At 42.8% G+C, this 20,155-nt stretch carries 17 protein-coding genes and 1 tRNA gene; 7 read left to right on the forward strand and 11 right to left on the reverse strand.

The window, feature by feature from the left end:
• Positions 1-49: 49 nt before the first annotated feature.
• Positions 50-144, forward strand: a tRNA-Sec gene (locus tag I3259_RS03780).
• 10 nt (positions 145-154) lie between these two features.
• On the opposite strand, the gene selB is transcribed toward I3259_RS03780, so the two are convergent.
• The 6 genes from selB to fdnG all read right to left on the reverse strand — a co-directional run bounded on the left by selB (position 155) and on the right by fdnG (position 9,102).
• The gene (gene selB / locus I3259_RS03785) at positions 155-2,077 is read right to left on the reverse strand and encodes a selenocysteine-specific translation elongation factor (RefSeq protein WP_238028399.1); all 1,923 of its coding nucleotides are present in this window, start codon (positions 2,075-2,077) and stop codon (positions 155-157) included.
• A gap of 23 nt (positions 2,078-2,100) precedes the next feature.
• Positions 2,101-3,573: an L-seryl-tRNA(Sec) selenium transferase gene (gene selA / locus I3259_RS03790; RefSeq protein ID WP_238028400.1), complete on the reverse strand. Its 1,473-nt coding sequence runs from the start codon at positions 3,571-3,573 to the stop codon at positions 2,101-2,103.
• 13 nt (positions 3,574-3,586) lie between these two features.
• Positions 3,587-4,477 (reverse strand): formate dehydrogenase accessory protein FdhE, encoded by an 891-nt coding sequence (gene fdhE, locus I3259_RS03795; RefSeq protein ID WP_238028401.1) that lies wholly within the window; start codon positions 4,475-4,477, stop codon positions 3,587-3,589.
• Positions 4,478-4,576: 99 nt separating this feature from the next.
• A complete protein-coding gene (locus I3259_RS03800) occupies positions 4,577-5,212 on the reverse strand; it encodes a formate dehydrogenase subunit gamma (RefSeq protein ID WP_238028402.1) in 636 nt (211 codons plus the stop codon).
• The gene (gene fdxH, locus I3259_RS03805; protein ID WP_238028403.1) at positions 5,209-6,084 is read right to left on the reverse strand and encodes a formate dehydrogenase subunit beta; all 876 of its coding nucleotides are present in this window, start codon (positions 6,082-6,084) and stop codon (positions 5,209-5,211) included. Before fdxH ends, I3259_RS03800 begins: the two co-directional genes overlap by 4 nt.
• A 3-nt stretch (positions 6,085-6,087) precedes the next feature.
• Positions 6,088-9,102 carry a formate dehydrogenase-N subunit alpha gene (fdnG, locus tag I3259_RS03810; protein ID WP_238028404.1) on the reverse strand — a complete coding sequence of 1,005 codons (3,015 nt, stop codon included), beginning with the start codon at positions 9,100-9,102 and terminating at the stop codon, positions 6,088-6,090.
• A gap of 102 nt (positions 9,103-9,204) precedes the next feature.
• Here fdnG and fdhD point away from each other — a divergent pair, with 102 nt between their 5' ends.
• The gene (fdhD, locus tag I3259_RS03815; RefSeq protein ID WP_238028405.1) at positions 9,205-10,032 is read left to right on the forward strand and encodes a formate dehydrogenase accessory sulfurtransferase FdhD; all 828 of its coding nucleotides are present in this window, start codon (positions 9,205-9,207) and stop codon (positions 10,030-10,032) included.
• Between the two features lie 325 nt (positions 10,033-10,357).
• Positions 10,358-11,191: a penicillin-insensitive murein endopeptidase gene (gene mepA, locus I3259_RS03820; RefSeq protein WP_238028406.1), complete on the forward strand. Its 834-nt coding sequence runs from the start codon at positions 10,358-10,360 to the stop codon at positions 11,189-11,191.
• Positions 11,192-11,277: 86 nt separating this feature from the next.
• Here mepA and I3259_RS03825 read toward each other — a convergent pair whose 3' ends face one another.
• A complete protein-coding gene (locus I3259_RS03825) occupies positions 11,278-11,532 on the reverse strand; it encodes a YfhL family 4Fe-4S dicluster ferredoxin (protein WP_238028407.1) in 255 nt (84 codons plus the stop codon).
• Between the two features lie 5 nt (positions 11,533-11,537).
• Entirely contained in the window at positions 11,538-12,926 is a 1,389-nt protein-coding gene (gene yegQ / locus I3259_RS03830) for a tRNA 5-hydroxyuridine modification protein YegQ (RefSeq protein WP_238028408.1), read from the reverse strand.
• A gap of 273 nt (positions 12,927-13,199) precedes the next feature.
• Between yegQ and I3259_RS03835 the strand changes: the two genes are divergently transcribed.
• Complete coding sequence (locus I3259_RS03835) at positions 13,200-14,228, forward strand: substrate-binding domain-containing protein (protein ID WP_238028409.1); 1,029 nt, start codon at positions 13,200-13,202, stop codon at positions 14,226-14,228.
• An 83-nt stretch (positions 14,229-14,311) separates the two neighbouring features.
• Here the strand turns inward: I3259_RS03835 and I3259_RS03840 are convergent, their stop codons facing one another.
• Genes I3259_RS03840 through I3259_RS03850 form a run of 3 tightly spaced genes read right to left on the reverse strand, consistent with a single transcriptional unit; the run spans position 14,312 to position 17,272 of the window.
• A complete protein-coding gene (locus tag I3259_RS03840; protein ID WP_238028410.1) occupies positions 14,312-14,950 on the reverse strand; it encodes a bifunctional 4-hydroxy-2-oxoglutarate aldolase/2-dehydro-3-deoxy-phosphogluconate aldolase in 639 nt (212 codons plus the stop codon).
• A gap of 22 nt (positions 14,951-14,972) precedes the next feature.
• Positions 14,973-16,763, reverse strand: a complete 1,791-nt coding sequence (gene edd, locus I3259_RS03845; protein WP_238028411.1) for a phosphogluconate dehydratase — start codon at positions 16,761-16,763, stop codon at positions 14,973-14,975.
• On the reverse strand, positions 16,760-17,272 hold the full coding sequence (locus I3259_RS03850) for a gluconokinase (protein ID WP_238028412.1): 513 nt from the start codon (positions 17,270-17,272) through the stop codon (positions 16,760-16,762). The genes edd and I3259_RS03850 overlap by 4 nt, the downstream gene beginning before the upstream one ends.
• Before the next feature lie 163 nt (positions 17,273-17,435).
• Between I3259_RS03850 and I3259_RS03855 the strand changes: the two genes are divergently transcribed.
• The 3 genes from I3259_RS03855 to I3259_RS03865 form a co-directional block, all read left to right on the forward strand.
• Complete coding sequence (locus tag I3259_RS03855) at positions 17,436-18,797, forward strand: GntP family permease (RefSeq protein ID WP_238028413.1); 1,362 nt, start codon at positions 17,436-17,438, stop codon at positions 18,795-18,797.
• A gap of 71 nt (positions 18,798-18,868) precedes the next feature.
• Positions 18,869-19,447, forward strand: coding sequence for a DNA-3-methyladenine glycosylase I (locus tag I3259_RS03860; RefSeq protein ID WP_238028414.1), 579 nt, complete (start codon positions 18,869-18,871; stop codon positions 19,445-19,447).
• Positions 19,448-19,584: 137 nt separating this feature from the next.
• Positions 19,585-20,155 (forward strand): permease (locus I3259_RS03865; protein ID WP_238028415.1); only part of this gene is annotated, 571 nt, incomplete at its 3' end.

Here is a 20,155-nt window from a genome sequence, read left to right on the forward strand (position 1 = left end):
AGCAGTTGATAATAATGCTTTTAGCGCATAAAATACGTCACACAAATGTGGAAGAACGGCGTATCCGGTGATGCGTCCGGATTTCAAATCCGGGTAGGGCTGCCAGCAGTCCTGGGTAGGTTCGACTCCTATGTTCTTCCGCCACTTCATTTGTTTACTCTTTGAGTAACGCTTCATCACGCAGTTCGCGATAGTTAAATTTCCGTTTTGTAAAACCAATCTTATCGAAATATTCCAAGATCTGAATGGCGACTTTTCGTCCTAATTGACTAATTGTTCTAAACTCTGCTGTTTCAAGTTTTTGATGGTGTTCAATATGCTCACGGACACGGTTAGCAATTGAGATCAAATAGTCGTGGCTTACATAGCGATCCTTAACTATTGCAGAGATATAGCCCAGTTGTGCCAATTTATAGCTCAGAGAACGCAATTCGTCTTCATCAAAATCACATTCATTGGCGAGATCGCGCACCCACCAAGGCGTTGGATTTTGCTGCATGATTTGGGCAATGTGCTGCCAGCTTTTTTGTTCAAGCTCTGTGAGTTGTAGCTGGTGGCTGGCAAGGTGTAACCAACCACGAGTATTGATAATGCTTTGCTGGGCTAATAACTGAGCCAAAAGCTCATTAAAAATAGCTGCAGGTTGGTTGAGTGCTGCAATGCGATAAAGACGATCTTTACCTAAGCCGATGTGGTCATTTTCTTGTTGATGATACTGCGTTAGCTTTTCAATGATGTGCAGTTGTAGTTGTGCTTGATACGCAGAAGTACAAAGGAAATCACCGTACTGGGTAATATCGTTTTTAACATTACTCGCTGCGATTTGTTCGATGTGCTGATTTTGATGCTGCCACGTTAACTCACTGATAGATTGTGGTTTATTTTCCAATTTAAAGGAAATGATGTCTTTAATGGAATCAAGTTCTGCGCGTTGGGTTAAATAAGTTAAACGCTCCGGCTTTCGCTTACCACGGTTAGGCGGCAGCAAATCAATGACAACGCCACTACCAAGGTTCGTTTTTAAAGCGGGATCACGTAGTAAAAGGCGATCTTGCTCTGCTAAACATAATGGACTATCGAAGGTAATTTCAGCCAGTACATGCTCGCCTGCTTTCGCTTTATCCGTTTCAAGTAGTGCAATACGACCCGTGGTATGGGCTGCAGCATGGAAAACTTGTACGGCTTGCCAGTGCCTTATATCGGTATTGGCAGTCAGTGTCATCGTTACGCGATTGATCACGACACCGGGCACAATGTTGACTAACCAGTCACCACGGCTAAGTTCGTCCTTATCAATGTCACCAACGATATTCATAGCTACACGCTGGTTTGAAGTTGCCACTTGCGCTGTATTTCCTTGGGCATGTAAACCTTTTATTCGTACATTTTTTGCCTGTGTTTGCCCTTGCTTAAGTTTGTTATGGCTAACAAAACTCAGACTATCACCGACCTTTACATTGCCACTTAATGCCGTTCCTGTAACAACCAATCCAGCGCCTTTGACGTGAAAAGCACGATCAATGGCAAGACGAAAGCCTAAATCATTTTGCTGTTGTTTTTCATTGTCAGCTAAAGCGATCAAGTGAGTTTTAAGTTCGTCAATACCATCACCAGTAAACGCGGAACAATGAAATATTTTTGGCTCGGTAAAACCTTGCTGAAATAAGAGTTGAGTGAGTTGTGCTTCTAACTGCTGCTGTTGCGCTAAGGTAGTGAGATCTGACTTGGTGATCACCACTGTTAGGCTATCCATGGCCAATAAACGCAAAATGACTAAATGCTCATAGCTTTGCGCCATCATGCCCTCATCACCCGCGACAATCAGCATCGCATGATGGGCTGTACCGACACCGGCTAGCATGTTGGAAAGAAACTTCTCGTGACCCGGAACATCAATAAAACCAAGCGTTTCTTGTTGCTGTGTTTGTGCTGAGTAATAGGGCATAAACGCGTAACCCAAATCAATGGTTAATCCACGTTTTTGCTCTTCTGGTAAGCGATCAGTATTGATGCCCGTTAAGGCTTGAAGTAAATGGGTTTTACCATGATCAACATGGCCAGCAGTGGCGATTATCATAAAGTGGTGTTATTAGTTCTTTGTTATTCGTGATTGGAAAGTGAAAGTTGAGCAAGCTGAGCAAGCTGAGCGATGAAGTCTTGTTCATGGCTGATCCCACGTAAACATAACCATAGTTTGTCATGGTGAATGCGACCGATAATTGGGATCTCGCCGCTTGCTAAAAGATCCGCAAGATCATTAAGCGTATAAGATGTTTGGTTATTGTTAATATTGAAACATAAGGCGACAGATTCAAGCTGCTCGGTGGGTAGTGCGCCACTGCCTATTTGTCCCATTGAAGGCATCACCGTAACTGTAAAATACTGGCTAACCAACTGCTGACAGTAAGGCACTAGACGTTCACCTAAATCTGTAAGTGCATCAAGGCTACGAGTTAGCATAGATAGCGTGGGTAGATCGCAAGGTAAACGCTCTGGATGACGGTATAAATTCAGTGTCGCTTCAAGAGCCGCTAAGGTCATTTTATCGCAGCGAAGTGCGCGTTTAAGTGGGTGATGTTGCAGTTGCTCAATGAGTTCAGATTTACCGGCAATGATCCCAGCTTGGGGGCCACCCAATAGTTTGTCACCTGAAAAGCTCACTAAATCAATGCCATCTTGCAGCATCTTTTGTGGCATAGGCTCGCTTGGTAGTCCGTACTGGGCTAAATCGATTAATGAACCACTGCCTAAATCGCTGATCACTGGCACTTGCATTGCGCGCCCTAACGCACAGAGTTCAGCTTCAGATACCGCGCTGGTGAAGCCTTGGATCATGTAGTTACTGGTGTGTACTTTCATCAATAACGCGGTGCTTTCATTAATTGCTTGTTGGTAGTCTTTTAAGTGAGTGCGATTCGTGGCACCAACTTCAACGAGCTGACATCCCGCTTGGCGCATGACATCAGGAATGCGAAATGAGCCACCAATTTCAACTAACTCACCGCGTGAAACAATCACTTCTTTGCCATTGGCTAAACTTGCTAACATGAGTAGTACTGCAGCAGCATTGTTATTAACCAAACATGCATCTTCACAACCAATGAGCTGTTGCAGTTGCTCACTGATCGCTTGATCACGATGACCACGTTTACCTTGCTGGAGTGAATATTCCAAGGTTGACGGAAAGCGCATGACATCAGTCACTGCTTTTATAGCGGCTTCTGCCTGTAAAGAACGGCCTAAATTGGTGTGTAAGATAGTACCGGTTAAATTAAAAACGCGACGCTGTCCTTTATGTTGTAAAGGTTCTATTGATTGTGCGAGATGATGAGAAAACAGATTGATACGCGCCAATTTTTGTTGTGGAAGTGCCAGCCCGTCGCACTCACTGAGTGTTAGCCATTGCGGTAATTGTTGTTGTTCACGAATGGTATTACGAGCTTGTTCTAAAAGTTGGCGAACAAGTACAGTGGTGTGTTCTTTGCCAAACTGATGGATCAAGGGCTGTTGTAATTCGTGATTTAAAATTAGATCAACACTGGGTAAGTGGGCATAGAGTGCTTGGGCTGTCATATCGCTCTCGGCATTACTGCATTAGTGGTAAAAGGAATGGGTTAAAACCATTACGGTATAATTCGTTTTGGTTTAACTTCTGATCTAGCACTAATGTTGCAAGGTCGTCTGCGATAGGATCAAGGTTTGGTTGTTTTTCTAAAAATAAAACCTTCAGGTAACTATTACAGTGATCGCAAGTTTCTGCACGTACCGCATCTTCTAGCGTTTCACTTTGTAGTTGAATATTTTCACCATCCGCACATTGGGTACATTCAGCACGAAGACGATGCCACTCAGTTTCACATTGGCTGCAATGTAAGTAACGGTGACCACTGCCTTTAATCAAACTAGCTACTGGCGCACCACCACAAAGGGGACAGAAATGTTGTTTTACATTTGGCTCAGGTTGCCATTCTAATGCTGTGGTTTTTACAACCAAGCTAGTGAAGGTATTGATACAGGCCCATAGTAAAATGGCAAGATCTGCAGGTACACGCTCAGACTGATTATGCTGAAGCGCGGTGAAGTAATGATGAAGAGTGTCGCTATCTACATCTTGCAGTGAGTCGATCACTTTTACGATATCATCAGATGTCACTAGGCGTAACGATGTGGTTAATTGCAATAACATGGCTTCGAGAATAGGGTACCAAGCTTGATCTAAAGATAGCGGCCAAGTTAGGGTGTTTTCTGATACAAAGTTAGCAACGGGTTGGGCAAAATCTTCGGTTAATTGCGCTTGTTGTTGCACAATCTGTCCGGCTAGTAATAGGTAGTCTGCCATAAAAGAGTCTTTAGCTAGTGCACGTAAACGTTCGGCACGAGCAGAAAAAATGGTTGCAGGATCCCCAATGATTAACGGAGTAAAGCCGTCACTGTTTTGCTTAATGATGGTGTTTTTATCTAGAATTTTAACGCTCATACTGTTTTCCAATTACAAGAATACCAACCAAAGTAAACCTTGGTTGGTATGAAAATAGAAAAGCGGTAAGTGCAGGCTTACCGCTTTTTAATTATGTTGTTAGTGTTGGTTTTTGCCGCTAGTTAGCGAGCGGAACCAACGTGGGTGGTGTTTCTTCGCCCAAGCAGGAGAAACTTTACCTTCTAACATGCCGTCGATTGACCCTTTAACCCAGTATGCCATGTAAGCATGGATAATAAGGCTAAGCGCAAAAACAATGGCAGTGATTGAGTGAACAATCAGTGCTATACGTACAACATCAATGCTGAAGTACGCCGCAAAGTAGGCACGCCATGCAATCAAACCAGTAACGAGAAGGATCAGTCCACAAGCAATAAATTGACGTAGGATCATTTTTTGACCTGCGTTGTATTGTCCTGCTTCTGGTACGTTTTCTTCGTTCTCGGTTAAGACATCTTTAACTTTGAGCATCCACTGGAGATCACCTTTTTCAAAGTGATTGTGGCTCCAGTAGCGCACAACTAAAAACGCTAAGCCAATGGTCATAATAATTGCGCCGAATGGGTGCAAAATACGTGCAAGTTGCGGCGAACCGTAGACATAGCTAAGGAAGTGCAGTGGTGCAAACATAAAAGATAAACCAGACAATAGTGTCCAGATACCAGTTAATGCGACAGTCCAGTGCACAACGCGATCTAAAGGCTTATGACGTAAAATTGTTTTATTCAAACTCATTTTTCATCTCCTTCTTCTTCTGCAACACGGCTACGACCAACGGTGACACGGTGAATAGCAGCAAGTGCAAGCGTACCCACTAAACCTGCAGCAGCCAGAGGCTTCACATCGTCTTTCCATAGCTTCACGGTTTCACTGATCTTTGGATCTTTAGGTAGATCGTATCGCTCAGGATCGGTGATATCGTGCAATACATAAATTACGTGTGTACCGCCGACACCTGCTGGATTATATACGCCAGCATTTTTGTGACCTTTGGCTTTCAGTGCTGCGACACGTTGATTAGCGTATTCAAGAATTTCTTCTCTCTCACCAAAACGTAGTGCACCTGTAGGACAGGTTTTTGCACATGAAGGCACTTGACCTGCCTGTAGGCGATCAAGACACAAAGTACACTTGTAAACACGGTTATCGACTGGGTTCATGCGTGGAATATCAAACGGACAACCAGCAATACAGTAGCCACAACCGACACACTTTTCAGAGTTGAAATCGACAACACCGTTTTCGTATTGCACGATAGCATCAGGCTCTGGACAGGCTTTTAAACAGCCAGGATCAGAACAGTGCATACAGCTGTGTTTACTGAATAACCATTTGAACTTGTTATCTTCTTCAATTTCTTTGAAGTGGATAGTGGTCCATGTTTCAGCGGTTGTATTTGGCGGGTTTTGGTAAGTGCCTTCAAAGGTACCTACTTTGCCGCGCAAGTTGTTCCATTCGCTACACGCATCCATACAGCCTTTACAGCCAGTACAGCACGTTACATCGATAAGCTTTGTTACCTGAATTTGGCGTTTACGCGCATCAGGTGAAGGCGTTAGCGATGATGTCGCAGAACTACGAATAATATTCTGTGATTCCATACCCATGGCTTACTTCACCTTTTCCACGTTAACCAAGAATGCCTTGTACTCTGGTGTTTGCGAGTTTGCATCACCCACATCTGGTGTTAGCGTGTTAGCTAAGTAACCAGGTTTGGTGTCGCCTTCGTAACCCCAGTGAATAGGAATACCTACAGTGTGAACGGCTTGACCGTTAACATGCAGCGGCGTAATACGCTTAGACACATAAGCTTTCGCTTCAATGAAGCCACGCTTAGAGGTGACGCGAACCATGTCAGCATTCTTGATGCCACGCTCTTTCGCTAAGCCTTCACCAATCTCAACAAATTGTTCAGGTTGTAGAACAGCGTTGAAGTGAGAGTGGCTCGTCCACGTATGGAAGTGCTCCGTTAAGCGGTAAGTTGTACCGACAAATGGGAACTGCTCTTTTTGACCAAGCTGCTCAAGATCGTCTTTGAAAATACGTGCCGCTGGGTTGGATACCACATTCTTATGTAATGGGTTGGTACCAATTGGTGTTTCAAACGGTTCGTAGTGCTCAGGGAACGGACCTTCAGCCATTTTATCAAGCGCAAATAGACGACCCACGCCTTCTGGTTGCATGATAAATGGACCGGCATTGCTTGATGGTGGCAACTTAGCGTTAAAGTCTGGCACATCAGGACCAACCCACTTACTACCATTCCATTCAACTAACGTGCGTGACTTATCCCAAGGGCTACCGTCAGGGCGTGTTGATGCACGGTTGTACAGTACACGACGGTTAGCAGGCCAAGACCATGCCCAGTTTGGCGCTAAACCTAAACCGGATGGATCGCTATTATCACGACGTGCAGTTTGGTTACCCGCTTGAGTCCAACTACCTGTGTATAGCCAACAACCCGCAGTGGTCGAACCGTCAGCTTTTAGTTTACTAAAGCTAGATAGTTGATTACCGTTAGCATCTTTACCGTTAAGCTCTTGTGCTAATTCTTTGGTGTTTGGCGCATCAGGGATAGCGTAGTTCCAATCTAGAGATAAGATTGGATCTGGGTATGTACCGCCATTTTTCTGGTACATATCGCGCATCTTCAAGAAGATACCCGCTAAAATCTCAGCATCACCTTTCGCTTCTCCCGGCATATCTGCCGCTTTCCAGTGCCACTGTAACCAGCGCGCTGAACTTACGATGGTGCCATCTTCTTCAGCAAAACATGCACAAGGTAAACGGAATACTTCAGTTTGGATATTCTTGGTATCCACTTCGTTTACGTTTGGCTTGTTCTGCCAGAAAGTAGAGGTTTCTGTCGCTAGTGGATCGATCACTACCAAGTATTTCAACTTAGATAGCGCATCCAGTGATTTCTGCTTGTTAGACATCGAGCCAACAGGGTTGAAACCTTGACAGATGTAGCCGTTCATTTCGCCTTTCTTCATCATGTCGAAGACGCGAAGCATGTCGTAACCCTTATCCCACTTCGGCATCATGTCGTAACCAAAGTTGTTTTCTGCGGTTGCATTTTTACCGTAGAACGACTTCAGTAATGAAACGAAGAAAGACGGGTAGTGTTGCCAGTAGTTTGTTTGATCTGCTTCAAGTGCCACGGGTGTGTGGTGCTTAAGGTGAGTAGCAAGATCGACATCTTTATCAGATGGCAGCTTTAAGTAGCCCGGCAAACTTTGTGCTAGCAAACCAAGGTCAGTAATACCTTGGATATTTGAGTGACCACGTAGGGCGTTAACACCGCCGCCAGCCATACCCATGTTACCGAGTAGTAACTGGATCATTGCCATACAACGGATGTTTTCAGCGCCTTTTGAGTGCTGAGTCCAACCTGTTGCGTACAAAATAGTGGCAACACGGTTATCGGCTGCTGTGCTACCTAGCGCTTTACACACGTGTTCAAACATATCAACAGGGGTACCTGTGATGTTTGAAACTACATCAGGTGTATAGCGAGATACGTGATCTTTTAGTAAGTTCCATACACAGCGAGGATGTTGTAGGGATTCATCCTTCATTGCGTAGCCGTTATCGTCTAGCTTGTAGAACCAGCTACTACGATCGTACTTACGTTTCTCAGCGTCATAGCCAGAGAACAGACCATCGTGGAATGCGTAATCATCACGTACGATAAAGCTAGCGTTAGTGTAGGCTTTCACATATTCGTGATTCACTTGACTGCTTGCGATCAGGTAACGAATAGCACCTAATAGAAAAGCAATATCAGCACCAGATCGGATCGGTGCATAGTGATCAGCCACTGCTGCTGTACGCGTGAAACGTGGATCAACAACAATGATTTCAGCGTTATTGGTTTTTTGAGCTTCAATTGCCCAGCGGAAGCCAACAGGGTGTGCTTCTGCTGCGTTACCGCCCATTACAAGGATTACGTTGGCATTTTTAATGTCAACCCAGTTGTTGGTCATCGCGCCGCGGCCAAATGTTGGAGCAAGACTTGCTACCGTTGGGCCGTGTCAAATACGCGCTTGAGTGTCAACTGGAACCATGCCCAAACCACGGGCAAATTTTTGTGTTAACCAACCATTTTCGTTGCTTTCTGCCGAAGCACATAGCATACCTGTGGTTAGCCAGCGGTTAACTGTGGTGCCTTGCTCATTTGTTTTAACAAGGTTTTCATCACGGTCTTGCTTCATTAACTTGGCAATACGGGTGAATGCTTCATCCCATGAGATACGTTGCCATTTGTCTGAACCAGGTGCGCGATATTCGGGGAATTTCAAACGTTGTTCGCTGTTAACAAAACCAGCTAGACCCGCACCTTTTGGACATAATGCACCACGGCTTACTGGATGATCAGGATCACCTTCAACGTGGAATACTTTTTGTTTAATGTTACCGTTTGAAGCACCAGTGCTATAAAGCAAAGTACCGCAACCAACAGAACAGTAAGAACACGTATTACGCGTTTCTTTTGCCGCTGTTAATTTAAATTCTCGCGCTTGCGCCCAAGCCTTTTGCGGTATTGTGGCAAGGGAAGCAATAGATGTCGTAGCGACAGCTCCCGCGCACAATTTAAATAATTGACGTCTACTTATATTCAAAGTCAACTCACCTAATTATTATTAAAAAGAATTGTATTACATAAGAGGTCGGCTATTATAGGCGCGAATATAATATCGTCAAATTTTTGTGTGAAATAATAAATGTCTAGTTGTTTAATTACTGATGAATATATAGAACATAAAGAATATTCCATTCATGAAATAATCAAATATAAGAATGGAATAAAAATAGAATGTGAAGACTTTATTGCAGAAGAAGTTCCCATTGCGCTTATTTATAATGGAATATCCCATGTGGTAATGATGGCAACCCCTTCAAATCTAGAAAGCTTTGCTATTGGGTTTTCATTATCTGAAAGAATCATTAACAATATTAAAGAAATAAAACATATTGATATAAAAAGTAGTAAAGAGGGAATAGAAGTTTATATAGAATTACAAAATCGTGCTTTTATGATGCTTAAAGAACAGCGTCGACAGTTGGTGGGAAGAACCGGTTGTGGGCTGTGTGGTATTGAGCATTTAAAACAAGCAATGAAGCCAGTTAATACTGTCCCTGATACGCAGAGAATGCCACTTTCTCTTATTAATCAATCTCTTAAATCTCTCTATAACAATCAGGAACTCGCTAACCGTACGGGCTGTACCCATGCTGCAGTGTGGCTAAATGAGCAAGGTGAACTTGCCGCAATTTATGAAGATGTTGGTCGGCATGTAGCATTAGATAAGTTAATTGGTGCTCGTGCAAAATACTCACGACTTACCAAAGGTGCAATCTTAATTACCAGTCGTGCAAGTTATGAAATAATTCAAAAGGCCACATCTGTGGGAGTGGAAATATTATTTGCAGTATCAGCACCTACAGCATTAGCGATTAATTTAGCTGAAGAATCTGGATTAACATTAATCGGATTTTGTCGTGAAGGTCGCGCAACTATTTACACAAATAAACACAGAATAATAAATTAGAAATTTTCTTTTAAATAAATAATAGGCAATGGTTATAACGTTTAATAATGTTATTAGATTATGTTTACTTTCTATTTTATATAATCTTAGAGTCAGTAATTATTATTTTAAATAAGTTAAAATAACGAATACTGACTTATATAAACCTAAAATACCCTATAGTTTTAATTACACAAGATAATCATTCTCATTTATTTGTTAAATCTGTGATGTGTCTAAATGTGTAATATCGCTGATTGTAGAGATAAAAAACAGAGCTTAATTGGAATCAAAAAAGTGCTTAGGCTATGATCGGTCATTATTAATAATGAATGGGAAATATCGAGTGCTAGGGAAATTATTAACGACAGGGTTGTTACTCGTAGCTGCAAGTTCGAGTGTAATGGCATCGCCATGGGAAAAAGTAAAAACGCCAACGGTTGGCGCATCAAATTCGATTGGCTCATACGCTAACGGTTGTTTGGCTGGAGGTGAAAGTCTGCCATTACAAGGCGATGGTTATCAAGTGATTCGCGCAGAGCGTGGTCGTTATTACGGTAACCATGAAATGATCACCTTTTTAAAAGAGCTAATGAAGACCTCACAGCAACTTAAAATTGGTAATGTGCTGGTGGGTGATATTGCGATGCCTCGTGGTGGACGCTTTTCGTCAGGTCATGCTAGCCACCAAACAGGATTAGATGCTGATATCTGGTTACGTATTCCTGAAAAGCCATTAACCCAAAAAGAATTAAAAACAGTGTCTGCGCTGCCAATGGTGGATGTGAAAAATTACAAAATCATTGAAAAGAACTGGAGCAGTAAACAAGCACATTTGATCCAGCTTGCGGCAAGTGATGAGCGTGTCGCCCGTATATTCGTTCATCCTGTGATTAAAGAGCAGCTTTGTAAAACGGAGTGGAAAGATCGAGGCTGGTTACGTAAAGTCCGTCCATGGTTTGGTCATTACTACCATTTCCATGTCCGCTTAAATTGTCCTGAAGGTAGCACTTACTGTGAACCACAAACACCGCCACCACCGGGTGATGGTTGTGGTAAAGAGCTTGCGTCATGGTCGCCTGACTATAAAAAGCCAGTATCAAACAAGCCTGCGGTGAAGCCAAAGCCGAAGCCAGTGTTACCTGCGCAGTGTCATGTAGTTATAAATGAAAAAGCGTAAGGTTTAAAACTAGATACCATTAGCGAGATATAAAAAAAGCGCCAAAAGGCGCTTTTTTATTGTCTGATTGTTGGCTCGAATAAGAACTAAGCAAGCCCTTGTAAGGTAACAAACTTTTCTAACAGTTCATCGTCAGATTCAACGTGATCAGGATCAGTAATAATGCAGTTGGTGATTGGACAAACCGACTGACAGGTCGGCTTGTCGTAATGCCCTTTACATTCAGTACAGCGATCTGGGTTGATTTCATAGATCTCGTCACCCATGGTGATCGCCTCGTTAGGGCATTCAGGATCACACATATCGCAGTTAATGCATTTGCTTGTAATGAGCAGTGCCATAGTGCTTATTTACCGTCTTTAGGAGCGTGAGGGTTACGTGTATCTTCGCCATTACCCAAGTTACGCATTAACAGACCAAAATCAAGATCCATATCAGCAGGTACAGGGATAAATACGAAGTGACCATTACCTTTCGCGTCATCAATTACTTCAGACTTACGGTTTTCCATTGTCTCAAGATTGAAGATAACGTTACCTTTGGGTGTCATTACTTCAAGGCTATCACCAACAACGAACTTGTTCTTCACTTCAACTTCCGCAAGATCGCCACGGCGTTTACCTGTGAACTCACCAACAAATTGTTGAGAATCAGAAATTGAGTAACCGTAGTCATAGTTTTGGTACGTGTCATGGGTGTGACGACGTAGGAAACCTTCAGTGTAACCACGGTGCGCTAAGCTTTCTAATGTGCCTAGTAGTGATTCATCAAATGGTTTACCTGCAACGGCATCATCAATCGCTTTACGGTAAACTTGCGCAGTACGAGCACAGTAGTAAAACGACTTAGTACGACCTTCAATCTTCAGTGAGTGAACACCCATCTTAGTTAGACGCTCAACGTGTTGAACAGCACGAAGATCTTTTGAGTTCATGATGTAAGTACCATGCTCATCTTCAAATGCCGCCATTTTTTCTTCTGGACGGTGAGATTCGCTTAGTAGCACAACATCATCAATAGGTTTACCTAGACCTAGTGTATTATCAGGACGCTCTTTAACGTCTTGTGTTTGCACTGCGTCTTGAACTTCAACGATTTGACCCGCATCGTTTTCAGTTGCTTTTTCTGTTTTATATTCCCAACGACATGCATTCGTACATGTGCCTTGGTTTGGATCGCGCTTGTTGATGTAACCAGAAAGTAGGCAGCGACCAGAGTAAGCCATGCAAAGTGCACCGTGAACGAAGATTTCTAGTTCAGTGTCAGGACAATGCTCACGAATTTCTTCGATTTCTTCTAGTGAAAGTTCACGAGATAGAATGACACGTTCAACACCTTGGCTAGCCCAGAATTTCACTGTTGCCCAGTTAACCGCATTGGCTTGAACTGACAGGTGAATAACAACCTCAGGGAATGCTTCACGAACCATCATAATAAGACCAGGATCTGACATGATAAGTGCGTCAGGGCCCATTTCTACGATTGGTTTAAGATCGCGAATGAAGGTTTTTAGCTTTGAGTTATGCGGTTGAATATTACATACCACATACAGCTTTTTACCTTGTGCGTGTGCTTCATCAATACCAATCTTTAGGTTTTCATGATTGAATTCGTTGTTACGAACACGAAGGCTGTAACGAGGTTGACCTGCATAAACAGCATCAGCGCCGTAGGCAAATGCATAACGCATGTTTTTAAGGCTGCCAGCAGGTGAAAGTAATTCTGGTTTAAACATCGCTCTATATTCTCTTATTCTGATTCCAGATCAGTTCGTATCACCTAGTGATACAAAGTTAAGGCGGGATTTTACGTTTTTCGTGACCTAAGTGCCACTTTTCTCATTGAGTTTTTTCTTTTTTGCAATAAATCGATTCTTTAATATTGCTTTTAAGCTTAGGGTTAAAAAGATAATGATGATGAATTTGCAGATAAATAGTTGCTGCTATTAGATTTACCTCATAATCTACGCTATATCACATTTTATTTTATCCATCGTCAGGACTGACTCATGACAACCAAACCGAAACACCGTCCCACGTTAAATGATGTCGCAAAACAGGTGGGAGTGACAAAAATGACGGTGAGTCGTTATTTGCGTGATCCTAGCTCTGTGGCTGAAAGTACCCGAGAAAAAATCGCGGTAGTGGTGGAAGAGTTAGGTTATGTCGCCAGTCGTGCGCCTGATATTTTATCGAATCGTAACAGTAAGGCGATTGGGATCTTACTGCCTTCGTTATCTAACCAAGTGTTTGCCTCTTTATTACAGGGGATTGAGTCGATAACCCAAAAAGAAGGTTATCAAACCCTGATCACCCACTATGGCTATAGTGCGGAGGAGGAAGAAGAAAAGATTGCTTCGTTATTGTCTTACCATGTTGATGGTTTGATCCTGACTGAAAGTATTCACAGCGAACGCAGTTATAAGATGATCAATGCTGCAGCTATTCCTGTGGTAGAAACCATTGATTTGCCTGAAAACCCAATTGATATGGCGGTAGGGTTGGATCACAAACAGGCGGCATTTGATTTAGTCTCTAAGATGATTGAATACGGACGCTGCAATATTGTTTATTTTGCTGCGCGATTAGATCGCCGTACCCAATTGCGTTGTGACGGTTATATTCAAGCGATGGAAGCAAAAGGACTAACGCCACGTATTGTCTCGACAGAAGAGCACTCAAGCTTTACCCAAGGGCGAGAATTAATGCGTCAAGCTCTCGCGCAACACCCAGAGTTGGATGCCGTATTTTGTACCAATGATGACTTAGCGATTGGCGCTATGATGCATTGCCAAGAGCACAATGTTGCCATTCCAAGTCAGGTAGCCATTGCAGGCTATAACGCCTTAGATATTGGTAAAGCGATTTCCCCGACGCTTGCGAGTGTGAATACACCGCGTGAAGAAATTGGTGCGGCAGCAGCGACATTATTATTGAAGAAATTAGCGGGAAAGAAAGTGGCGAACCCTATTCAAGATATTGGTTATAGCTTGTACTTAGGTGAGAGCTTAGGAAAGCCAAAAGTAGAAAGTAAGTAATAAAAAAACAGCGCACGAGAGTATCGTGCGCTGGCTACATTTATTCATCAATCTTTATTTATTAATCACTGATTGATTTAGCATTACGCTAATAGTGCTACCGCCTCTTGAGAAAGTTTGGTGATTTCTTCCCACTGACCATTATCAATCAGATCCTTAGGTAGCATCCAAGAACCACCAACTGTAGCAACACATTTCACCGCTTTGTACTGATCAACGTTTGCAGGGCTAATGCCGCCCGTTGGGCAGAATTGTACTTGTGGTAATGGCGCAGCAATAGCGGCGAGAGCTTTAGCACCACCATTCGCTTCCGCAGGGAAGAATTTTAATTGCTGGTAGCCAAGCTCTAATACTTGCATGATTTCTGATGGCGTACTCACACCTGGAATTAAAGGTGCGGTGCCAGATTTTGCATAGCTAAGTAACTTAGGTGTCATTCCTGGAGAAATCACAAATTTTGCGCCAGCTTCAACTGCAGCGTCATACTGCTCGCAGGTAAGTACTGTTCCAGCGCCCACCATCGCATCAGGCATCGCTTCGGCAATCGCACGAATAGCATCAAGAGCAACAGGCGTACGAAGGGTAATTTCAAATACCGTGATACCACCATTTTTTAGTGCTTGTGCCATAGGAACAGCGTCTTCTACGCGTTCAATGATCATTACAGGTACAACTGGCGATGCGGCAAACACATCTTGTGGATTAACTTGCCAAGTATTCATGTTTTTCTTCCTATCCAATAACTTAAAAAATAGTGGCGCCAGTATCGGCACTTGAAACTTGCTTGCGTAAATTGGCGAATAAGTTACGACCAAAGGTAAATGCAGGTATGTCGTTTTCCATCGGTGCGCTACGCGCTGTAAGATCAGCGTTAACCGTTAGCTCACCTGTGATCGCATTTAATTCCACTACATCGCCATCTTTAATTAAACCAATTGCACCACCACGTAGGGCTTCTGGCGTAATATGGATTGCAGCAGGAATTTTTCCTGATGCACCTGATAAGCGACCATCGGTAACCAATGCGACTTGATACCCTTTCTTTTGGATATTACCTAAAATTGGCATTAATTTGTGAAGTTCAGGCATACCATTTGCTGCAGGTCCGTTATGGGTCACAACAATAATCGCATCTTGATCTAACAAACCTTGTTTATAGGCTTTTTCAACCTCGTTTTGGCAACGGAATACTTTCGCTGGTGCTGTAATATGTTGATGCTGTTTTGCAACCGCAGACACTTTAATCACCGATGTACCAATATTTCCCTTTAATACTTTTAAGCCACCTGTCGGGTTAAAAGTGATCTCAGGTGTACAAATAACATCACTATCTGTTGAGTCAGCACAAGGCGACCATACCAGTTTGCCATCTTGTAAGCTTGGCGTGGTCATTTGGTCAGTAAATTCACCAAACGCCGTTTTCACATTGGTATTGAGTAGCCCACGTTGGTGCAATGTTTTCATTAATGTTGGTACACCACCGGCTTGTTGGAAAGCATTAATATCAGCAGGCCCATTCGGATACATGCGTACCAATAAAGGAACCACATCAGATAAATCACTAATGTCATCCCACGTTAAAATAATGCCCGCACTACGAGCAATCGCCACCATATGTAAGCTATGGTTAGTACTGCCACCTGAGGCTAACCATGCCACTAAACCATTCACCAAACTTTCTGCCGTCATTACTTCATAAAGAGGGCGGTATTGGCTTGATTGCTGATTTGCTGCCGCAGCAATACGACAAGCGGTTTCTTCAGTTAATACTTTTCGTAGTTCGCTTGTCGGTGGCACAAACGCCGAGCCCGGTAGCATTAAGCCCATAGCTTCTAAAATAAGTTGGTTAGTATTCGCTGTGCCATAAAATGTACAAGTACCCGGTGAGTGGTATGCCTGGCATTCCATGGTTAATAGCGCAGCAGAATCGACTTCACCAGCGGCATATTGTTGACGAACATTAACCTTTTCATCATTGCTGATCCCTGTACCCATAGGTCCAACTGGCACGAATGCTGTTGGAAGGTGTGCAAAAGATAATGCGCCGATTAATTGCCCCGGGGCGATTTTGTCGCAGATGCTTAATAGCAATGTGGCATCAAAAGCGTTATGACTTAAGGTAATTGCCGTTGCTTGGGCGACAATATCACGAGAAAACAGCGACATTTCCATGCCAGGTTGACCTTGAGTAATACCGTCACACATTGCAGGAACACAACCTGCGACTTGGCTGGTATGACCGTATTCCGCCAGCGCTTTTGCAATAATATCTGGGTAATATTTATAAGGCTGGTGAGCACTTAGCATGTCATTGTAGCCACTGACGATAGCAATGTTGGCATGCAGGAAATCTAAAATCGCTGATTTTTCTTGGGCGCAATTAGCCGCAACAACGTGAGCTAAATTGCCGCAAGAGAGCTGGCTACGGCCTTTACCCGCTTGTTCCATTTCTTTGGTCATAGCTAACCATTGCGGATAACTTTCAGCACTTCTTGCTTTAATACGATCGGTAACGGCTGAAATGATCGGATTCATAGATTTGCCTCACGTAATTGCTGAACTGCATCTTCAATAATTTCGTTAATAGAACCATCGATAGAGACAGTGAACACATCCATCTCATCAACAGGGCGCTCAAGAGTTTCAAGTTGGCTAGTTAACATGGTGTCACGCATAAAATGACCTTTACGGGCACGCATTCGTTCAAGGATCAATTCACGATCACCATCTAAAAAGACGAACGATACATTTTGATTACCTTCACGGATCTGATCGCGGTATTTCTTTTTTAAAGCTGAGCAAACAATGATCCCAACTTCGTTTTTATTCTCGAGGCTATAAGCCGCATCACGAATACGCTCTAACCAAGGTTCACGATCGGTATCGTTCAATGGAGTTCCACTGGCCATCTTTTGGATGTTTGCTCTTGGGTGTAAATCATCACCATCGATGAACTTTGCATTTAAGCTGTGGGCGATACCTTCACCAATCGTAGATTTCCCGCAACCACATACCCCCATTACAATTATGCTTTGACCTGCCATTTTTTAACCTCTATCTCACTTTTGAACATCAGTTGTTCTATTTTCTTGTAAGTTACCATGTTACGGGTAACATGTTACCCGTAACATTGAGCGTTGTGAAGATACTCACAATAAAAATATTCACAACGGAATAAAACATTCTTTTTTACTGGAGAGATCCTGTATGACGTTAGACCCAACCTACTTATTGTTTATCGCAGCATGTTCTATCTTGTTGTTATTACTGCTTATAATGAAATTTAAGTTACATGCTTTCCTAGCGTTAACTTTAGTGAGTTTTATTACAGCAGTAGTAACTGGTGTTAATGCTGATCAAGTTGTACCTACCATGATGTCAGGTTTTGGAGGCACATTAGCCTCTGTTGCTCTTCTGGTTGGTCTAGGTACCATGATAGGGCGAATTCTTGAAGTGACAGGGGGCGCTAAAGTCTTAGCGGATACCCTTATTGGTCGCTTTGGTTCGGATAAAGCCCCCTTTGCATTAGGTGTTGCATCATTATTATTTGGTTTCCCTATCTTCTTTGATGCTGGCTTAATGGTCATGATGCCAATTTTGTTTAGTGTTGCTAAACAATTTGGTGGCTCAACAATTAAGTACGCGCTACCTGTTGCTGGTGCTTTTGCTGTGATGCACGCATTCTTACCGCCACACCCAGGTCCTGTTGCTGCAAGTGAATTGCTGGGAGCAAATATCGGTTTATTAACCATTGTTGGTTTGTTGATTGCACTGCCGACTTGGTATTTAGGCGCTTACCTTTACGGTCTATGGGCGGGTGAAAGATTTAACCTTCCTTTGCCACAAGCATTCTTAGCAACGCAAGAAGTGATTGACGAAAATAACTTACCTAAGTTCTCAACGGTACTTGCTATTTTGTTAATGCCTTTAGTGCTTATTTTTATGGATACAGGTTTACACACACTAACAGTCATGGGTGTGGTAAATGGTGATGCAACATGGGTTAATGCCTTACGTATGTTGGGTAAAACACCAATCGCATTGATGATCACCTTGTTGTTCTGTTTGGCACTGTTCTCTAAAAATTACGGCATGGCAAAACTTGAAAAACTATGTGGTGATTCACTTGCGCCAATCTGTGCCGTTATTCTTGTAACAGGTGCCGGCGGTATGTTCGGTGGTGTACTTCGTGCAAGTGGTATTGGTGACGCGCTAGCTAACTTAATGTCTGATACTGGTATGCCAGTAATTGTAGCTGCATTCTTAGTTTCTACCGCACTGCGTGTAGCACAAGGCTCAGCAACGGTTGCTCTAACTACAACAGCAGCGTTGATTGCACCTATGGTTGCAGCCACAACAGGTTTAAGCGCATTAGATTTATGTTTCATCGTGATTGCGATTGCATCGGGTGCAACCGTGTTATCTCACTTCAACGATTCAGGGTTCTGGCTAGTAGGTAAACTGCTAGATATGGACGAGAAAACCACCCTAAAAACGTGGACAGTAATGGAAACACTTCTGGGTACGATTGCTTTCATTATTGCTGCAACATTAAGTGTTTTCTTATAAATTATTATAACGACATGTAGAAGCCAATACGGGAGTAGCAATACTCCCGTATTTTTTTATTAGAGGGTGTTATGACTAAAACTCGCTGCGATTGGGCAACGACCGATCCATTGTTACAGCATTACCACGATACCGAATGGGGTAAAAAAACATGTGATGATAACGCCCTTGCAGAATGCTTTGTTTTAGAAAGTATGCAAAGTGGCTTGAGTTGGTTAACCGTGCTGCGAAAACGTCCGGCTTATCGGGCTGCTTTTCTTGATTTTGATTTGGCGAAAATCGAAGCTGAATTATTGCCACAGCCACGAGAAGTATTGGTCGAGCATATTTGCCAACATTTTGATGTGATAAAACATCGAGGGAAAATAGCGGCTGCTTTAAATAACCTTGCCTTGTTAATTGAAATTCGTAAGCAGATGCCACTCGCTGATTTTTTCTGGCAGTTTGTGGAACATAAAACGGTCGTTAATCAATGGCAAACCATGGTAGAAATGCCATCCCAAACAGATCAGTCGGCATACATGAGTCAGGTACTCAAGAAGCAAGGGTTTAAGTTTATTGGTGCAATAACCTGTTATTCCTTTATGCAAGCGGTAGGGATGGTGAACGATCATTTAACGACTTGTTATTGTAATTCTAATAACACATAACCTATTTGATATTGTTGTATTTTTACTAAGACACATTTGCAAAGTTAGTTTGAGTGATAAAGCGATGTAAGGCTTTCGGTAAGCGTACTATGCTTAATTTATATTCTCTTCTAAATAACAATAACAAAGGTGTCTTCATGGAAAGTGGGGATAGCAATATCGTCTTTCATGTCATTTCTGTGTTTTTTAACATGTCATGGCAAATCTTTTGGCCATTAGCCTTTGGCTTAATACTCTCTTCTTTTATTCGTAACTTATTACCTGTTGATACCGTGGTGAAACACTTAGGCAAAACTAATGTGAAAAGTCTGAGTTTTACAACCTTATTAGGTATGGTGTCATCATCGTGTTCTTATGCTGCGGCGTCACTGTCTCACACCTTGTTAGCAAAAAAGGCAACAGTCGCTAACGCAATGGCATTTTTAGTATCAAGCACTAACTTGATAGTGGAAATGTTTATTGTGCTGGTGGCACTAATGGGGTGGACATTCTTATGGGGTGAAGTCATTGGTGGCTTGATCTTAATCGTAACCGTTGGCTTTTTGTTTAGTCGTTTTTATCCTAAAGATGTTGAACAAGAGCTGCGTGATCATATAGCAAATGCCGAGCCACAACAAAAAGCCAGTTGCGGCATGGACATGTCTGAAATGAAACATGACAGCAGCGATTGCGGCATGGATATGTCTAACATGAAACATGACAGCAGTG

The sequence above is a fragment of the Photobacterium sp. Ph5 genome, assembly GCF_022129445.1.
Lineage (GTDB): Bacteria > Pseudomonadota > Gammaproteobacteria > Enterobacterales > Vibrionaceae > Photobacterium.